Origin of the sequence: Pseudooceanicola sediminis, from assembly GCF_003575965.1 — a bacterium.
Taxonomy (GTDB): Bacteria; Pseudomonadota; Alphaproteobacteria; order Rhodobacterales; family Rhodobacteraceae; genus Pseudooceanicola; species Pseudooceanicola sediminis.
Map to the genome: position 1 here is coordinate 71,089 of NZ_QWJJ01000008.1, position 16,035 is coordinate 87,123.

At 64.4% G+C, this 16,035-nt stretch carries 16 protein-coding genes; 1 reads left to right on the forward strand and 15 read right to left on the reverse strand.

What is annotated here, in order from left to right; all coding sequences use genetic code 11:
* Positions 1–178 precede the first annotated feature (178 nt).
* Positions 179–826, forward strand: coding sequence for a TetR/AcrR family transcriptional regulator (locus DL237_RS10485; protein WP_119399024.1), 648 nt, complete (start codon positions 179–181; stop codon positions 824–826).
* Positions 827–1,009: 183 nt separating this feature from the next.
* Here DL237_RS10485 and DL237_RS10490 read toward each other — a convergent pair whose 3' ends face one another.
* The 15 genes from DL237_RS10490 to hemP form a co-directional block, all read right to left on the reverse strand.
* Positions 1,010–2,083 carry a DUF1513 domain-containing protein gene (locus DL237_RS10490; protein ID WP_119399025.1) on the reverse strand — a complete coding sequence of 358 codons (1,074 nt, stop codon included), beginning with the start codon at positions 2,081–2,083 and terminating at the stop codon, positions 1,010–1,012.
* A gap of 3 nt (positions 2,084–2,086) precedes the next feature.
* Positions 2,087–3,109: an imelysin family protein gene (locus tag DL237_RS10495; protein WP_119399026.1), complete on the reverse strand. Its 1,023-nt coding sequence runs from the start codon at positions 3,107–3,109 to the stop codon at positions 2,087–2,089.
* Complete coding sequence (locus tag DL237_RS10500) at positions 3,109–4,614, reverse strand: di-heme oxidoreductase family protein (RefSeq protein WP_119399152.1); 1,506 nt, start codon at positions 4,612–4,614, stop codon at positions 3,109–3,111. Before DL237_RS10500 ends, DL237_RS10495 begins: the two co-directional genes overlap by 1 nt.
* A gap of 237 nt (positions 4,615–4,851) precedes the next feature.
* The gene (gene bfr, locus DL237_RS10505; RefSeq protein WP_119399027.1) at positions 4,852–5,337 is read right to left on the reverse strand and encodes a bacterioferritin; all 486 of its coding nucleotides are present in this window, start codon (positions 5,335–5,337) and stop codon (positions 4,852–4,854) included.
* The gene (locus DL237_RS10510) at positions 5,312–5,578 is read right to left on the reverse strand and encodes a (2Fe-2S)-binding protein (protein ID WP_119399028.1); all 267 of its coding nucleotides are present in this window, start codon (positions 5,576–5,578) and stop codon (positions 5,312–5,314) included. Before DL237_RS10510 ends, bfr begins: the two co-directional genes overlap by 26 nt.
* Before the next feature lie 108 nt (positions 5,579–5,686).
* Positions 5,687–6,961: an imelysin family protein gene (locus DL237_RS10515; protein ID WP_119399029.1), complete on the reverse strand. Its 1,275-nt coding sequence runs from the start codon at positions 6,959–6,961 to the stop codon at positions 5,687–5,689.
* A gap of 41 nt (positions 6,962–7,002) precedes the next feature.
* Positions 7,003–7,464 carry a hypothetical protein gene (locus DL237_RS10520; RefSeq protein ID WP_119399030.1) on the reverse strand — a complete coding sequence of 154 codons (462 nt, stop codon included), beginning with the start codon at positions 7,462–7,464 and terminating at the stop codon, positions 7,003–7,005.
* 488 nt (positions 7,465–7,952) lie between these two features.
* Positions 7,953–8,180, reverse strand: a complete 228-nt coding sequence (locus DL237_RS10525; protein WP_119399031.1) for a formate dehydrogenase subunit delta — start codon at positions 8,178–8,180, stop codon at positions 7,953–7,955.
* Positions 8,170–8,988 (reverse strand): formate dehydrogenase accessory sulfurtransferase FdhD, encoded by an 819-nt coding sequence (fdhD, locus tag DL237_RS10530; RefSeq protein ID WP_119399032.1) that lies wholly within the window; start codon positions 8,986–8,988, stop codon positions 8,170–8,172. Before fdhD ends, DL237_RS10525 begins: the two co-directional genes overlap by 11 nt.
* On the reverse strand, positions 8,988–11,861 hold the full coding sequence (fdhF, locus tag DL237_RS10535) for a formate dehydrogenase subunit alpha (RefSeq protein ID WP_119399033.1): 2,874 nt from the start codon (positions 11,859–11,861) through the stop codon (positions 8,988–8,990). The genes fdhD and fdhF overlap by 1 nt, the downstream gene beginning before the upstream one ends.
* Complete coding sequence (locus DL237_RS10540; RefSeq protein WP_119399034.1) at positions 11,858–12,079, reverse strand: DUF4287 domain-containing protein; 222 nt, start codon at positions 12,077–12,079, stop codon at positions 11,858–11,860. Before DL237_RS10540 ends, fdhF begins: the two co-directional genes overlap by 4 nt.
* 186 nt (positions 12,080–12,265) lie before the next feature.
* Positions 12,266–13,783, reverse strand: a complete 1,518-nt coding sequence (locus DL237_RS10545) for a formate dehydrogenase beta subunit (protein WP_119399035.1) — start codon at positions 13,781–13,783, stop codon at positions 12,266–12,268.
* A complete protein-coding gene (locus DL237_RS10550) occupies positions 13,780–14,247 on the reverse strand; it encodes a formate dehydrogenase subunit gamma (RefSeq protein ID WP_119399036.1) in 468 nt (155 codons plus the stop codon). The genes DL237_RS10545 and DL237_RS10550 overlap by 4 nt, the downstream gene beginning before the upstream one ends.
* An 89-nt stretch (positions 14,248–14,336) precedes the next feature.
* A complete protein-coding gene (locus tag DL237_RS10555; protein ID WP_119399153.1) occupies positions 14,337–15,224 on the reverse strand; it encodes a LysR family transcriptional regulator in 888 nt (295 codons plus the stop codon).
* A gap of 336 nt (positions 15,225–15,560) precedes the next feature.
* Entirely contained in the window at positions 15,561–15,722 is a 162-nt protein-coding gene (gene hemP, locus DL237_RS10560; protein ID WP_119399037.1) for a hemin uptake protein HemP, read from the reverse strand.
* Positions 15,723–16,035: the final 313 nt, after the last annotated feature.

Here is a 16,035-nt window from a genome sequence, read left to right on the forward strand (position 1 = left end):
TTTGGCGGCAGGCCGCTATGCCAAAGGGGGGCCTCGCGCCTCTCCGGTGGCCGGGGCCGGCAGGGCATAACCGGAACAAAAGCCCCCGAGGGGCGGTTTATTCTCCAACGCGAAACAGGTCCGGCACCTTTGACACACGCCCGGATCGGCCGCCGAAAGGCGGTGATGCACACGAGAAATGGTTGAGGAAAAAATGGTCAACTGGAATGGCGAAGTCGCCACACGACAACAGATACGTGAGCAGAAGCGACGTGCGGCCCTGCGGGTCGCCTCGCGTCTGTTCAACGAAAAAGGCTATCACGCAACATCGCTTGACGAGATTGCGGATCGTATCGGCGTGACCAAGACCGCGCTGTATTACTACTTCCGCAACAAGGAGGAGTTGCTGTACGATTGTCTCCAGGTCAGCTTTGCCTGTGGTGAGCAGGCACGCGCCGAGGCCGAAGAAATGGACGGCAGCGACTATGAACGGTTCTGCCTCTACTATCGCCGGTTCACGCAGCTGGCGATCGAGCAATCCGGTGCGTTCACGACAACGGCGAATATCCGTGCCTTGCCGCAGAACATGCAGACCGCGTTGCTGGCGCGACGAGATGCGCTGCACGACTACATGCAGGGTCTTCTGGATGGTGCAATGGAGGACGGCAATCTGCGGCGGCTCGACCCGAGGGCTGCAACGGGCTACTTCTTCGGCTCGATCAACTGGATGCTGTCCTGGCATCTGGAGGAAGGCGCCAATGACGGCGAAGGCCATGACCCTGCGGTGTTTTCCGACAAGATACTGGACCAGGCGCTGTATGGGTTGGCCCGGCCGGCAAGTTCATGATGCAACGCATGTTGCAGATACCGCCATCGATGGGCGGCCAGACCCCAAAGAAAAACCAGACCCCAGAGAAAAACCAGACTCCGGAGAAAAACATGACGGGCGCGAAGGCCATCGCGCCCGTTTCGCATTCTGGGGACCTGTTACGCGCAGGGACATGGCGCGCCGCGTGTCAGCGTGCCGCCATCAGAGCGCGACGACATGATTATCCCAGTTGCGCGACGCGCGGTGCAGGGGCGAGAAGGTCTCGCTGTCGGCATGCCAGATGCCGCCCTGCCCATCCGTGGCCATGAACCCGCGGGGCCCGCGCGCAAGGCCACAGATGTCGGCGCGCCTGTGCACGGTGCCCAGGTCGCCCTCGGCGGAAAAGATATGCAGCCGACCGCCCACGGGTGACGTGATTCCCACATGCGCATCATCGCCGGAAAATGCCACGCTGCCCGCGTATCCCTGCATCGCGAGTTGTTCCCCCAGATCGGCCTGTGCCAGTCGGGCCGGGCCAGCGCCCAGCCGGTGCAGCCCCAGCAACGGCACCGCGTCGCTCGGCTCTCCCTGCCACTGCATCGCGAACCCGACCAGCCCATCGTCCCGCGCGGCGATGTGACGGATCGAATTCTTGTGCAGTTCCGGCGGCAGTTCGACCTTGTCGCGCAAGACGCCATCGGGCGTCACATAGGTCAGGCTCGGTTGCATCGTCGGGATGTTCAGCTTGTCGCGACCATGGTCGGGATGCGTTTCAATACCGCCATTCGCAATTACCAGCAGGTCATCCGTTAGTGTCAGAATTTCGTGCGGGCCCAGGCCATGAGATGGGATTTCACCAACGCGCCGATACCCTTCGGAGCGTGACCACAGGCCGATCACACCGTTGACCGTATCGAAGTCGTTTTCCGCAGTGCACAGGATATCGCCGTCGGCCACGAAGGTGCCATGCCCGTAAAAATGCCGACCCTTGGGAGAGTGCAGTTCCTTGATTACCTTGCCGCTGACGCAATCGATCACCAACGCGAAGGTACCCGGCCGGCGGGCAAAGGCAACGGCTTCGGGCGCATGGGGGTGCGCGACCCCCGCGTGGCCCCGCGCCGGCAACCCCACGCGAAACAGATCCGCGCCCTCACCGTCCAATCCGAACAGGGCATAGCCCCCATCGGCTTCTTTCGCGGCCGCCAGGAAACTCGGATTGCCGGCGTCGGCCCAGCTGAGCGAGGGCACGACGGCACTGGCCATCATCGCAGCAAGAAATCCACGTCGTGTTGTCATCCCTCAGTCTCCGTCTGCCGAATTGAACCCCGCAGTCACACCAAGCGCTGCACCGATTTCCCCCTCGACCGCGCGTCGCACCGCTTGGATGCGTTGCTGCACGATCTCGACCTTCAGGCGTCCCGTCGGGTCGCCGACGCCGGCGAAGACCGGATCGTTCAGCTCCCCGGCCTCGGCCAGGGCCGTGTCGAAGGCCGCTTCGGTGACGGGAATCGCAACATCGGCCAATGCGCCGCTGAGATCGCGCAGCGCCTCAAGGGACAGGACGACGTTGCGCAAGGACCGGTCGCTGCGCCGTGCCTCCGCCCGGGCCGGACGGGGTCGATCAAATGTACCAAGCGGGCGACCTATGCGCTGATCGGCGGTGAATTCCAACCCTGCCAGCAGCGCCGTGTAGAGCGCCTGCGTAACCTCGTCGCGGGACAGATAGGTGGTGTTGCCGTCCTGCCCCGCGCTGCGCATCTCGGGGGCCTGTGTCGTGCGCCAATCGGCGTCGATGCCGTCCGCCATGCGCGCCAGATCAACACTGATCGCCTGCACCAGCCGGCAGGTATAGCTGTCAGCGTCGTAATCGGCATATTGCGGATCATAGAGCAGCATTTCCAGCGCGAACAGGCCGCGTGCCGCGACCGAGACGTCGCCGAAATCCTGCGGGTGGTTCACAATCGGGTCCTGATCGGCAATCAGGCCGCCAAGGCTGCGCCCGATAAAACCCTTGGCATCCGGCCAGAAGGCGATGGCGTTGATCCGCCCATTCTTTTCCAGGGGGCCAAAGCGCAGATGCGAAATTTCCATCCAGGCATCGAAGGCGGCGTTATAGGGCGATTGCACCGCGTCAGGCCGACAATCCGCACTGGCCGCATCCGACAACCGGCGGGTCGCATCGGCAAAATCGGCGGTGCCCGGCAGGATATGCAGCTCGATCACCTCGTCCAGCCCGGCATGGGCAGGCAAAGCCGCCCATGTCAGACCGGCGCTCAGACATGCGGCGGACAGAAAACGGGCAGTCAGGGTCGTCGGACGCATCAAAGGCTCTCCAGGTAGGTGACAAGGGCGGCGCGGTCTTCGGGGGGCAGACCGACGACATGATCGCGTGCCGCCTGGGCTTCGCCGCCGTGCCACAGAACGGCCTCCAGCAACGACCGGGCACGACCGTCGTGCAGATAGCTGCTGTTGCCGCTGACCTGCCGTGCCAGACCGATACCCCACAACGGCGCGGTACGCCACTCCTGCCCCGTTGCGCGCCCTTCGGGGCGGTTGTCGGCCAGACCCTCGCCCATGTCGTGCAACAGCAGATCCGTGTAGGGCCAGATCAGCTGAAAGCTCTGCTCGGGCTGGTCCTTCAGCCGCGCGGTCACGAATTTGGGAATGTGGCAGGCCGTGCAATTGGCCTCATAGAACACCTGCTTGCCGCGCAGGACATCCGGCGCGCCAACCTGGCGGCGTTCGGGAACAGCCAGGTTGCGGCTGTAGAAGGTGACCAGTTCCAGGCCTTCGCTGTCGATCTCGGTGCCGCGCGCGTCACCGTCGCCATGCGGTGCGCTGCGGCACGCGGTCTCGGCTTCGGTACAATCCCCCCAAGGATCGCCAAAGATCGGGGTCGAGATACCGATATCGCCGGAAAATGCCGCGGCGGACTGCTCTCGGATCGTCGGGGCACCTGCCTTGTAGCCAAAGCGGCCCAGCAAGGGGCGGTCATGTTCGAACGACCAGACAATCTGCGGCTTGCCGGAAATGCCGTCGCCATCCGCATCGTCTGGGTCGGCATGGGCCAGGATGTCCTGCGCGGGGATCGCCTCAAGCAGGCCCAGTCCGATCATCTGTGGCGCAACCCGTGGGCTCAGCATCGCCCCCGGCGCCAGCGGCCCATAGCCCAGATCGTCGGCGCGCCAGGTCGGCTTGCGCAGGGTTGCGGTCTCGCCGCCCGCCATCTCGACCGGGACCTCCTCCCAGTCGACGCCCAGCTTGTATTCCGCTACCTGGCCCGCAACGCCGAAATCCTGCAATTGACCGCCATACACGGGATCGGGCCGCGTCCGCGCGCCGCCCTGTCCGGCAGAGAGCAGGAACGCCTCGATCTCGCTCATCGGTTCGGTTTCGTCAGCCGGAACCGAGATGCGCAGGAACATCGAAACGGCATCGTCGTCCGGGCCTTCGGGAACATGGCCCCGACCATCCTTGAGGTGGCACCGCTGGCAGGACCGTGCATTGTAAAGCGGACCCAGCCCATCGGAGGCCAATGTCGAAGACGGCGAAGAGACCCAGAGTTTCTTGAACAAACCGTTGCCGACCTTGAAATCCAGCTCCCGTTCGAACGAAATATTGGCCGAGCTTTGCGAAAAAGCGTCCGCGTCAGTGCGCGCGCGCGTGGTCGCGGCGCCACCGGGATTGGTTTCAAATCGTTCAGGCGCGGTGAAATCGGTTGTCGGCGCGACCGCGCCCTCGATCCGCTTCTGTTCTTTCGTGCTGCGCGGAACGGTGTCGAGGAAAGGTGCGGTGATGTCGCGCCCCAGTGCCGGCCCGGATGCCATGCAGACCGCGACGGCAAAGACGGATATGGTGCGGACAAAGGCAACGCGGCCAACAGGGACAAGCTCAGCGAGAACTGGGGCCATGTCAGGGCGGGCATGTCGAATAATCATATTGGCGTATCTCCGGTGCTGCCGGACTGCCACTTGTACCCTAGCAATTCAATCGGAATTATCGCCAACCCGCTGCGGCTTTCTGTCAGGCCACCCTTGCGGCCCGACAGACAAGGCAACCGCGACCTATTCGGCCTGGTCCGCCGACGTGGCGTTGAGCAGGCCGTATTTCTCGGCGCCCAGCGTCTCGAACAGGTCGATCTGCGTTTCAAGATAGTCGATGTGACCCTCTTCATCCGCCATCAGCTCTTCGAACAGGTTCTTGGTGACGTAATCGCCAACCTTTTCGCAATGCTCGCGCGCTTCCTTGTACAGGCTGCGGGCCTCATGCTCGGCCGCCAGATCCGCCTCGAGCGTTTCTTTCAATGTCTGACCGATCCGCAGGCTGTCCAGCTTTTGCAGGTTCGGGTGCCCTTCGAGGAAGATGATTCGCACGACGAGCTTGTCGGCATGGTGCATCTCTTCGATGCTCTCTGCCCGCGACTTCGCTGCGATCTTGCCGTATCCCCAGTCTTCCTGAAGCCGATAGTGCAGCCAGTATTGATTGACCGCCGTCAGCTCGCTCCGCAGCGCTGCGTTGAGGTACTCAATGACCTTTGCGTCGCCTTTCATCCAATGTCTCCTTTCCCGTCGCGCGACGTAGGCCGCGCAGAATTTCCGGTACTTCGAAACTATCGCATTGACGCATGGTGTCCATGAAAACTGGCAGACAGCCGCCACATTCGGCCTTCTTGCCCAAGGCGCGGTACACCTTGCCGGGGGTAATGATGGTGTCGGGATCCGAGGCGCGCATCCAGTCGACCGCGGCGCGAATATCGCGGTCGCTGATCGCCATGCAGTGACATACCATCATGTTTTCGTCCTTCCCGTCATGTCCCGGTCGACGGTTTGCAATACCGCGTCGACCGCTGTGTTCAGGAACCGGGCAACGACACCGCGCCGCCGCCCGGATCGTTTTGTCTTACTGGAAAACCGCGTCGGGGTTATCCAGGCTGTCCGAACCTTCGAACCCGATGTCATCCAGGTTCAGCGCCGAAACGGCGCGTTCGATCCCGCGGGTCTGCTGCACCAGCGCATCCACCGCGCCCATGATCAGCGCCTCGCCCTGCTCATTTCCGCGCGCCAGCATCATGTCGTAGCTGAAGCCACCTTCTGCCGCGACCTTGATCGCCATCAGCTTGAACATCGTCTTGTCGAGATCGGCCTTCAGGGCCGCGTCGACCTCTGGGTCGGCGGCCGCCACCAGATCGGACACCGACGCCCCCGAAACGACGCGACCGTCAACACCGACATATTGCCCGTAGTAGACATTGTGCACGCCAAGCCCGTCATAGAAATGGCTGTTGTAGGTATTGTCCGAGAAGCAATCGTGTTCTTCCTCGGGGTCGTTCAGCAAAACGCCCAGCTTCATCCGCTCGCCCGCCTGCTCGCCGTAGGACAGGCTGCCCATGCCGGTCAGGATGGCCGCCACACCGGCGTCGGGATCGTCCATCAGCGTCTTGCGTGCGTCCCCCGTGTCGCCCCATTGCGCTGCCATGTACTCCAGATCGCTGACCAGCAGATCGGTCGCCGCCTTCAGATAGGCGCCACGACGGTCGCAATTGTCGTTGGTGCAAGCCTCGCCCGTGGCATAATCCGTCCAGGGACGGGCGCCAGCGCCCTTGTCCGTCCCGTTCAGGTCCTGTCCCCACAGCAAGAATTCGATGGCGTGATAGCCGGTTGCGACGTTTGATTCGACACCATCCGCTTCCTGCAACGTATTTTCCAGCAGATCAGGGGTGATCTCGCTCGCGTCCACCTCTTCGCCCGACAGCGTGAAGGTCGGATTGGCCACCACGTTCAGCACGGCATACTGGTTTTCATCCGTCGCCCCGCCGTAGGATCCATCGACATAATCGATCAGCCCCTCGTCCAGCGGCCAGGCGTTCACCTTGCCCTCCCAGTCATCGACGATCGGGTTGCCGAACCGAAACACCTCGGATTGCTGATAAGGCACGCGGGCCTCTTTCCATGCCGCTTTCGCAGCGTCCAGGGTTTCTGCGGACGGGTCCGAAATCAGCGCCTCGACCGCGGCCTGCAACGCCTGGGCGGTGGTCAGGGAATCGCCGTAGGCTGCTGCCGCGATGTCTGCGTAGGTGTCCAGCACGTCTGCCTGGTCGACCGCCTCGTTGGCGGCATAGGCCGGTGTCGTCGCAATAGCGATTGCTGTCGCAGCGGCATAGATCTTGCGTGTCATGGAGGGTCCTTCCGGGTCAGTATTCAGGTCTGGTCGTGCCATCAGTGCAATGTCTCCGACGGCATGGCGGGAAAACGGGGCGCTACCGGGGCAGTGCGAAGCAACTCCAGCCCAAGTGTCTGCGCCAGCGATACGACGATCGGCGCCACATCGGCGCGCACCAGCAGGCAGGCCATCAACATGGCATCCTCGCGGTCGCCGCTGGTCGAAATCGTCACGAGATGCGCCAGCACGGCCTCGTCCGCGCCAACACAGGAACATTTCTGGCCGTGCCGCATCACCGGGCGGCGGACGTGGCGCAGGGTCAGCCCCAGGAACTCATCCAGCCGGTCCAGCAGGCGTGCCGCGCCGCCTTCGCCGTAAAGCGCGGCCAGTTCCGTTGCGAATATTGCCATCTCGTCCGGCCCGTCGCATCGCGCGCGCAGCGCCCCGATCAACAGCACCTCGTGAAAAGGCAGGGCCGCGATCGTCGCGACAGGCTCGGCTCCGCGTTCCGGCTTCACGACAGGACCTCCCGCGACGCTTTGCCGACGCGACCTGCCCGGCAGCGGGCGACGTCGCGCGGCAACGGTGGCTTGATCTGGCAAAGGCCGGGCTGGCAAAACATGGGTCTCTCCCGTGGTCCCGACTTTTCTGACTAAAAAGATCAGCTAAGTCAATCCCGAGTATTTTGGTAACCCATCAATCCGCCCGAACTGCCATATGCTATCGCAAGTTTCACGGGCAAAACATTCTGAGGGAGGGCAGCCCGCGCAAACCTGGTTCGAAGGGCATCGCCAGATTGCCCCGGCGAAATGCAGCAGACCCGGGCGACCAGGCTGTCGCGTCCGGGCAAAAGGTATGCGTCACAGGGAAAGGCAGGCGCCAGCTGAACCGGCACGCTATCGCCTCCCCCTGGCATCACCTGCCCGCGGTGGCAGGCGCGGCTCCCTGCGCTTGCATCGCGATATGCCCGGACCGTTTCCGGGGTGCGGACGATCGCCGTTTCCGCTCAGTCGGCGCGAACGACGGGGGCGCGCACATGGGCCGCCGCACGCACCACCAGCGGATCGCACCCTTGCCCCCCATCGCGGACATGGGCCAGGAACTGCGCCCGCATCCGGGGCGCCCAGAAATCATTCAGATGTTCGGCAATCCGTTCAGGCTGGTCGTCTCCCGGCTGACTGCGAAAGAACGTGGCAATCTGGTTGGCCATCATGACCATTTTCTCAGGCGACATCACTGGCTCCGCTCAAAATCCGTTCCGGGTGGGAAAACAGGTCAAACCCCTGGCCACGGGCAAAGGCGACCAGTGTGATCCCCGCCCCCTTTGCCAGGCGAACGGCATGGGCGGTCGGCGCGGACACCGCGATGATCGCCGGACAGCCCACCATCGCTGCCTTCTGCACCAGTTCGACCGACAACCTGCTGGTCATCACGAAGGCACCTGACGCAGGATCGATCTCTGCCACGATCAGCGCGCCGATCAGCTTGTCCAGCGCGTTGTGCCGGCCGACATCCTCGCGCACCAGAACCAGCCCGGCGCCCGGCTGGACAAAGCCCGCGGCATGAATCGCCCGCGTCCTGTCATGCAGCGGCTGCTGATCGCGCAACGCCGCCACCGCGTCCAGAATCTGCGACCGCGTGAACTCCGGCCCGCCCGGTGCCACATGCGGCAACGCTCGCACCGCCTCGCTCAGCGAATCGATGCCGCACAGACCGCACCCCACCGGCCCTGCCATGGCACGGCGACGGCGCGCCACCGCCTCTGCCCGCTCAGGTGCCAGCCAGAACCGCGCTTCGCTGCCGGTCTCATGCTCCACCAACTCGAAATCGCGGATATCACCCACGCCCTCGACGAACCCCTCTGTCAGCGAGAACCCAAGCGCGAAATCCGACAGATCCTGCGGCGTGCACATCATCACCGCCTGCGTGGAGCCGTCATAGACCAGCGCGACGGGCCACTCCTCGGGCAGCGCCCGGTTGATGCCATGCCCCCCGTCTGCGCCAATCGCGCGCCCCTCAACGCTGATCACCGGCGACGGCATCACTCTGCCGCCGGCAGGATGCGCCGCGCCCGCTCGGCATGGGCGGCATAGCCCTCTTGCCAGTCGGATGGCCCGTTCGACTGGCTGACCTGCACCGCAGTCACCTTGAACTCCGGGCAATTGGTCGCCCAGTCGCTGAAATCGGTGGTGATCACGTTGGCCTGAGTATCCGGGTGGTGGAAGGTGGTATAGACAACGCCCGGGCTGACCCGATCGGTGACCTTTGCGCGCAGGCTGGTTTCGCCAGCGCGCGAGGCAAGGCGCACCCAGTCGCGATCCTTCAGGCCCCGCACCTCGGCGTCGTGCGGGTGGATCTCCAGCACATCCTCGTCATGCCAGGCGACGTTCTCGGTGCGCCGCGTCTGCGCGCCGACGTTGTACTGGCTCAGGATGCGTCCCGTCGTCAGCAGCAGCGGGAAACGAGGCCCGGTCTTTTCATCCGTTGCGACGTATTCAGTGACAATGAACCGCCCCTTGCCACGCACGAACCCGTCCACATGCATCAGGGGCGTGCCATCCGGGTGGGCCTCGTTGCAGGGCCACTGGACGCTGCCTTTCTCCTCCAGCACCTCGTAGGTCACGCCCGCAAAGCTGGGCGTCGTCAACGCAATCTCGGCCATGATCTGCGACGGATGCGTATAGCGCCAGTTCGCGCCCATGGCATTCGCCAGCAGTTGCGTGACCTCCCAATCCTCATAGCCGTTCTTTGGTGCCATCACCCGACGCACCCGATTGATGCGACGCTCGGCATTGGTGAACGTCCCGTCCTTCTCCAGGAAGGACGACCCCGGCAGGAACACATGGGCGTAATTCGCCGTCTCGTTCAGGAATAGGTCATGGACGATGACGCATTCCATCGCCGCCAGCCCCGCCGCGACATGCTTGGTGTCGGGGTCAGACTGAAGAATATCCTCGCCCTGACAATAAAGCCCCTTGAACGTGCCCATCACCGCCGCGTCCAGCATGTTGGGGATGCGCAGACCCGGCTCCGGGTCGATCTCGACGCCCCAGGCCTGCTCGAAAATCGCGCGCACCTCGGCACCCTTCACATGGCGATATCCGGGCAGCTCATGCGGGAACGAGCCCATGTCGCAGGACCCCTGGACGTTGTTCTGCCCGCGCAGCGGGTTCACCCCGACACCCTTGCGCCCGACATTGCCGGTCAGCATCGCCAGATTGGCAATCCCCATGACGGTGGTTGACCCCTGGCTATGCTCCGTCACCCCCAGCCCATAGTAGATCGCGCCATTGCCACCGGTCGCAAAGGCCCGCGCCGCCGCCCGCAGCTCTGCCGCAGGCACCCCGGTCAACATCTCCGTCGCCTCGGGCGAATGCCTCGGGTCGCGGATGAAATCGCTGTAGGCCAGGTATTCCTCCCAGTCGCAGCGCTCGCGGATATACTCCTCCGCCGCCAGACCCTCGGTGACGATCACATGCGCCATCGCGCTGACCACGGCCACATTGGTGCCGGGCCGCAAGGCCAGATGATGCGCCGCGCTGACATGGGCCGAACGCACCAGATCGATCCGCCGCGGGTCGATCACGATCAGCTTTGCCCCCGCCCGCAGCCGCTTCTTCAACCGGCTGGCAAACACCGGATGGCCATCCGTCGGGTTCGCGCCGATGACGACCACGACATCCGTATGCTCGACGCTGTCGAAATCCTGTGTCCCCGCGCTTGTGCCAAAGGTCTGCCCCAGGCCATAGCCGGTCGGAGAATGGCACACCCGCGCGCAGGTGTCGGTGTTGTTGTTGCCAAACACCGCCCGCGTCAGTTTCTGCACCAGATATGTCTCTTCATTGGTGCAGCGGCTCGACGTGATCACGCCGATCGAATTCTTCCCGTACTGCTCTTGCAAACCGCGCATCCTGCGGGCGGCAAAGGACATCGCCTCCTCCCAGCTCACCTCGCGCCAGGGGTCGGTGATCCTGTCGCGGATCATCGGGGACAGGATGCGATCCTGGTGCATCGCGTAACCATAGGCAAAGCGCCCCTTGACACAGCTGTGCCCCCGGTTCGCCTTGCCGTGCTTCCACGGCACCATCCGCACCAGCTGATCACCGCTCAGCTCGGCCTTGAACGAACACCCGACCCCGCAATAGGCACAGGTCGTGATGACCGAGCGTTCCGGGGTGCCGATCTCGATCACGCTCTTTTCCTGCAAGGTCGCCGTCGGACAGGCCTGCACACAGGCCCCGCAACTCACGCAGTCGCTCTCCAGGAAATTCGGCGCCCCGACCGACACACGGCTGTCGAACCCCCGCCCCTCTATGGTCAGCGCGAAGGTCCCCTGCACCTCTTCACAGGCCCGCACACAGCGATTGCACACGATGCACTTCGCCGGATCATAGGTGAAATAGGGATTGCTGTCGTCCTTCGGGATATAGCGCGCATTCGCGTCGCCCCCGCTGCGCACCTCGAAATGGGTCTCGCCCGGCCCATAGCGCACCTCGCGCAGCCCCACCGCGCCGGCCATGTCCTGCAATTCGCAATCGCCATTGGCCGAACAGGTCAGACAGTCCAGCGGGTGATCCGAAATATACAGCTCCATCACCCCGCGCCGGATCTTCTGAACCTTCTCGCTGCGGGTCGTCACCACCATGCCCGCCGCGACCGGCGTGGTGCAAGAGGCCGGCGTCCCCCGCCTCCCCTCGATCTCCACGACGCACAAGCGGCACGACCCAAAGGCCTCCAGGCTATCCGTCGCACACAGCTTTGGCACCTGGATCCCGGCCTCGGACGCGGCCCGCATCACGCTCGTCCCCTCCGGCACCGTCACCTCGATACCATCCACGACCAGCGTCACCGGCGCGCCGCTTTTCGCGGGCGTGCCCCTGTCGGTATCCTCCCCGGGAATGATGAAATCCTTCATGCCTCGGATGCCTTTCTCTGCTCGGCCAGCTCATGCGCCACCAGCGCATTGGCATGCCCATGCCCCAACCCGTGCTCGCTCTTCAGCACCGACACGATCTCCATGTGCTTGCGGTCGAGGTGCTCGCGAATGATCGCCTTCCAATGTTCAATCGGTTGCCCATAGGCCTTCTCGATCGACGGAAAATAAGAGGCCGGTCCCGTCACGCGCTCACCCATCACACCCTCCCCACGCTGGCCCAAGTTTCGTCGGCCCCAGTTTCGTCGGCCCAAGTTTCGTCGGCCCAAGTCGCTTCGGCCCAGGTTTCATCGCGCCCGGCTCGCTCATCTGGCCGAAAATACCCCGGGGGAGTCGCAGCGCCGCTGCGACGGGGGCAGCGCCCCCTGTCCCTGCACCCTCGCCCCTCATTCCGCCGCCTCCCGCACGCCTGCGAAGTCCTCGGGAAAGCCCCGCAACGCCGACAGCACCGGATATGGCGTGAACCCCCCGAGCGCGCAGAGAGAGCCATCCTTCATCACCTCGCACAGGTCGCTCAGCACCGTCACCGCCGCCGCGTCGCCGCCCGCGATGCGGTCGATCGTCTCGACCCCGCGCACCGCGCCGATCCGGCAGGGCGTGCATTTGCCGCAACTCTCCACGGCGCAGAATTCCATCGCGAACCGCGCCATCTTCAGCATGTCGGCGGATTCGTCAAACACCACCAACCCGGCGTGGCCGATCAACCCGCCCTGCCCGTCGAAATCCTCGTACCCGAATGGCGTCTCGAACTTGTCGCGCCCGAAATACGCCCCCAGCGGGCCGCCGATCTGCACCGCCTTCACCGGCCTGCCGCTGGCAGTGCCCCCCGCCACCTCGTCGACCAGCGCGCCCAGAGGCATCCCGAAAGCAGTCTCGAACAGCCCGCCGCGCGCCACGTTGCCCGCGATCTGCACCGGGATCGTCCCCTTCGACCGCCCCAATCCGAAGGCCGCATAGAACGCCGCCCCCTTCTCGAAGATCACCGGCACCGTCGCCAGGGAAATCACGTTGTTCACAACGGTCGGCCGCCCCAGGAAACCTTCCAGCGCCGGCAGCGGCGGCTTCGCCCGCACCACCCCGCGCTTGCCCTCCAGCGAATTCAGCAGGCTGGTTTCCTCGCCACAGACATAGGCTCCGGCGCCACTGCGGATCTCCATGTCGAACGACCGGCCTGATCCGAGCACATCCGCGCCCAGCACCCCGGCGGCACGCGCCAGCGCCACCGCCTCGTTCATCACCGCAATCGCATCGGGGTATTCCGAGCGCAGGTAGACATAGCCCCGGCCCGCCCCGACCCCGAGGCCCGCAATCACCATCCCCTCGATCAGCGTGAAGGGATCGCCTTCCATGATCATCCGGTCGGCGAAGGTGCCGCTGTCGCCCTCATCCGCATTGCAGACGATATATTTCTGCTCCGCCTCGGCCTGGCGCACCGTGTTCCACTTGATCCCCGTGGGAAAACCCGCCCCGCCGCGCCCGCGCAGCCCCGAGGCGGTTACCTCCGCGACGATCTCATCGCCGCTCATCGCCAGGGCCCGTCGCAGCCCCGCCAGGCCGCCATGCGCCTCGTAGTCGCGCAGGCACAGCGGGTCGGTCACGCCGCAGCGCGCAAATGTCAGCCGGGTCTGACGGGCGAAAAACGGGATCTCCTCGGTCAGGCCCAGGCTTTCCGCCGATCCCTCCAGCACCCCGGCGACATCGCCGGGCGCGACCGGCCCATAGGCCATGCGCCCCAGCCCGCGATCCACCTCAACCAGCGGCTCCAGCCAGACCATGCCGCGCGAACCGGTGCGGATGATCTCGGCCTCGACGCCCTGCGCCGCCAGCTCGGCCCGCAAGGCCGCAACGACCCGCTCGGCCCCGACCGCTTTCGCGGCGCTGTCACGCGAAACATAGATCTTCATACCCCCGCCTCCTCCAGAATGGCGATGGCCCCGGGTGCATCGACCCGGCCATGCCCCACGCCATCCAGCATCAGCGCCGGCCCGCAGGCACACAGGCCAAGGCAATAGACCGGCTCGACCGTGATCCTGCCGTCCGGGGTGGTACCGTGCCAGTCCACCCCCAGCTTGCCCAGCAGCGACGCCGCCAGCGCGTCGGATCCGACAGACTGGCAGGCCTCGGCCCGACACAGCTTCAACACATGCCGCCCGGCAGGCGCCTTGCGGAAATCATGGTAAAAGCTGATCACCCCGATCACCTCCGCGACGCTCAGGTTCAGCGCCTCGGCCATCACGCGGGTCGCCGCCTCGGGGATGAAACCGAACCGCGCTTGAAGGTCGTGCAGGATCGGCAGCAACGGCCCCTCAAGGTGCAGATGCGCCTGCACGACGGGCCGGATCTCCTCTTCAGATGGCTGCGGGTGCATGGCGTCCTCCCCTCGCTGGCTAGACCTGCGGTTTGGCGCATGCTCCATCTCCAATCAATATCGAATATCCGTCAAACGATAGACAAAGGCTATTGACCTTCTGCCACGCGCCCCGCTTCGGTCAGCAGGGCCTCGATCACGGGGGTATGCGGCTCCTGGTATGGTGCGATCAGACCGACCGAGGGCCCCGGCTCCCCCGTTTCAACCGGCACCATCACCAGGTCCCGCCCGGCGACCAGAAAGGCGGCCAGGTGGTCCGGCAGCACCGTCACCATGCCCGCCTGTTCGACCTGGGTCGCCAGGACGACGGTCGAATTCGATTCCAACCGCGCCACCGGCGCCAGTCCCGCCTGCATGAAGGCGCGATTGATGATCCGCCGGTTCTGCATGTCGGGCGTCAGCAGGCACAGCGCCTCGTCCGCCAGGTCGCGCCAGGCAATCCTGTCGCGCCGGGCCAGCGCATGTTCAGGGCGGCAGATCACCGCATAGGTTTCGCGATACAGAAAGGCGCGCGACACATGCCCAAGCGGCTCGTTGTCCAGATAGGAAATGCCCGCATCGACATCGAAGTTTTCCAGCATGGTCAGGATATCGGCCGAATTGCGGCTCAGCACCGTGAAATTCACGTTCGGATGCGCCACGCCAAAACCCGACGCCAGCCGCGATGCCCATGTCAGTGCCGTCGGAATAACCGCGATACGCAGATGCCCCGACAGCCCCTCGCGGGAAAATCGCATTTCCTCGCGCAGGCGCCGCGCATCCCCGACGATCTGGCGCGCCCAGACCAGGGTGCGCTGCCCCTCGGGGGTGAGGCCGCCGAAACGCGACCCGCGCAGCACCAGCTTGACCCCCAGCTGTGCCTCAAGTTGCTTGATACCGGTCGACAGTGACGGTTGCGTCACGCCAATGCTTTCAGCCGCGCGGCCAAAGTGCTGCTCGCGCGCCAGGGCTATCAGCATTTCCAGTTTCTGGATCATGCGCCCTGTGTGCCACGCAAAGGCGGCCTTGCCCAGCATCCCCACACATCGGGCGCCCATTTTCCGACATACGGTGACACGGCTTGAACCTGCAAGGCCCAACCCTGCAAAGCCCAGGCGGACAGTGCCCGAGGCCCACACATCGCCGCCCCCCCCTCAGCATCAGCCGGGCACGGCAAAACCGCCGAAATTTTCGGCGGTTTGCTCAGGCCATCCCGACCTGTTGTTTGCCTGACCCCCGGGTGACTCAGCCCGGTGGGCTGCGCCCGATTACCCGGCAGCCGTTTGATCAACACCACACCGCGCCCATTCAAAAAGGCGGGCGCTGACCCGGGCTTACTTGGTCAGAATCAACTTGCCGGCGCGCGTGATGCGCAACGTGTAGATCTGATCGTTCAGAATGATCTGCGCCGTTGTACCCTCTCCGGTCAGCTCATTTGCATCGTGCTGCGGAATGGCTGGAACGGCCACCCGGCTGTCGATTTTCTCGGACATCATCGCATCTTTCCTTCCATTCCCGCCGACGCGGGGGACAAGCCCCGTTTCATCGCCTCTGACCGGGGCGCCCAAAGGCGCACCAGCCGCGAAACCCTGAAACAGCCCCTCGAACTCCCCGGAACCGCAGCAATGCGGCGGGCCATCCTTGCAGGGGTCCGTGTTACATTTCAAATCGGGCCACCGACGGACCTGTCCGCAGCACACCCTCTGCGACAAAAGTTGACTCATATTATCAGGATTGTCAATCCGACTAAATTAGTCAGCTACTCGGATGCGTGACTTTTTTCGCCCCACTGATCCAGCGGTTTTTCAT

Coding starts and splice junctions, on each gene's coding strand:
- DL237_RS10500 (WP_119399152.1), bottom strand. CDS start 4,614: ATGGCATCCGGGCCGGCACTGGGGCGCGACATCACCGCACCTTTCCTC.
- DL237_RS10545 (WP_119399035.1), bottom strand. CDS start 13,783: ATGAAGATCTATGTTTCGCGTGACAGCGCCGCGAAAGCGGTCGGGGCC.
- DL237_RS10490 (WP_119399025.1), bottom strand. CDS start 2,083: ATGACAACACGACGTGGATTTCTTGCTGCGATGATGGCCAGTGCCGTC.
- fdhD (WP_119399032.1), bottom strand. CDS start 8,988: ATGCCGTCGCCGGTGATCAGCGTTGAGGGGCGCGCGATTGGCGCAGAC.
- bfr (WP_119399027.1), bottom strand. CDS start 5,337: ATGAAAGGCGACGCAAAGGTCATTGAGTACCTCAACGCAGCGCTGCGG.
- DL237_RS10550 (WP_119399036.1), bottom strand. CDS start 14,247: ATGCACCCGCAGCCATCTGAAGAGGAGATCCGGCCCGTCGTGCAGGCG.
- DL237_RS10555 (WP_119399153.1), bottom strand. CDS start 15,224: ATGATCCAGAAACTGGAAATGCTGATAGCCCTGGCGCGCGAGCAGCAC.
- DL237_RS10485 (WP_119399024.1), top strand. CDS start 179: ATGGTTGAGGAAAAAATGGTCAACTGGAATGGCGAAGTCGCCACACGA.
- DL237_RS10525 (WP_119399031.1), bottom strand. CDS start 8,180: ATGTCGCCTGAGAAAATGGTCATGATGGCCAACCAGATTGCCACGTTC.
- DL237_RS10495 (WP_119399026.1), bottom strand. CDS start 3,109: ATGCGTCCGACGACCCTGACTGCCCGTTTTCTGTCCGCCGCATGTCTG.
- DL237_RS10540 (WP_119399034.1), bottom strand. CDS start 12,079: ATGGGTGAGCGCGTGACGGGACCGGCCTCTTATTTTCCGTCGATCGAG.
- fdhF (WP_119399033.1), bottom strand. CDS start 11,861: ATGAAGGATTTCATCATTCCCGGGGAGGATACCGACAGGGGCACGCCC.
- hemP (WP_119399037.1), bottom strand. CDS start 15,722: ATGATGTCCGAGAAAATCGACAGCCGGGTGGCCGTTCCAGCCATTCCG.
- DL237_RS10515 (WP_119399029.1), bottom strand. CDS start 6,961: ATGACACGCAAGATCTATGCCGCTGCGACAGCAATCGCTATTGCGACG.
- DL237_RS10510 (WP_119399028.1), bottom strand. CDS start 5,578: ATGATGGTATGTCACTGCATGGCGATCAGCGACCGCGATATTCGCGCC.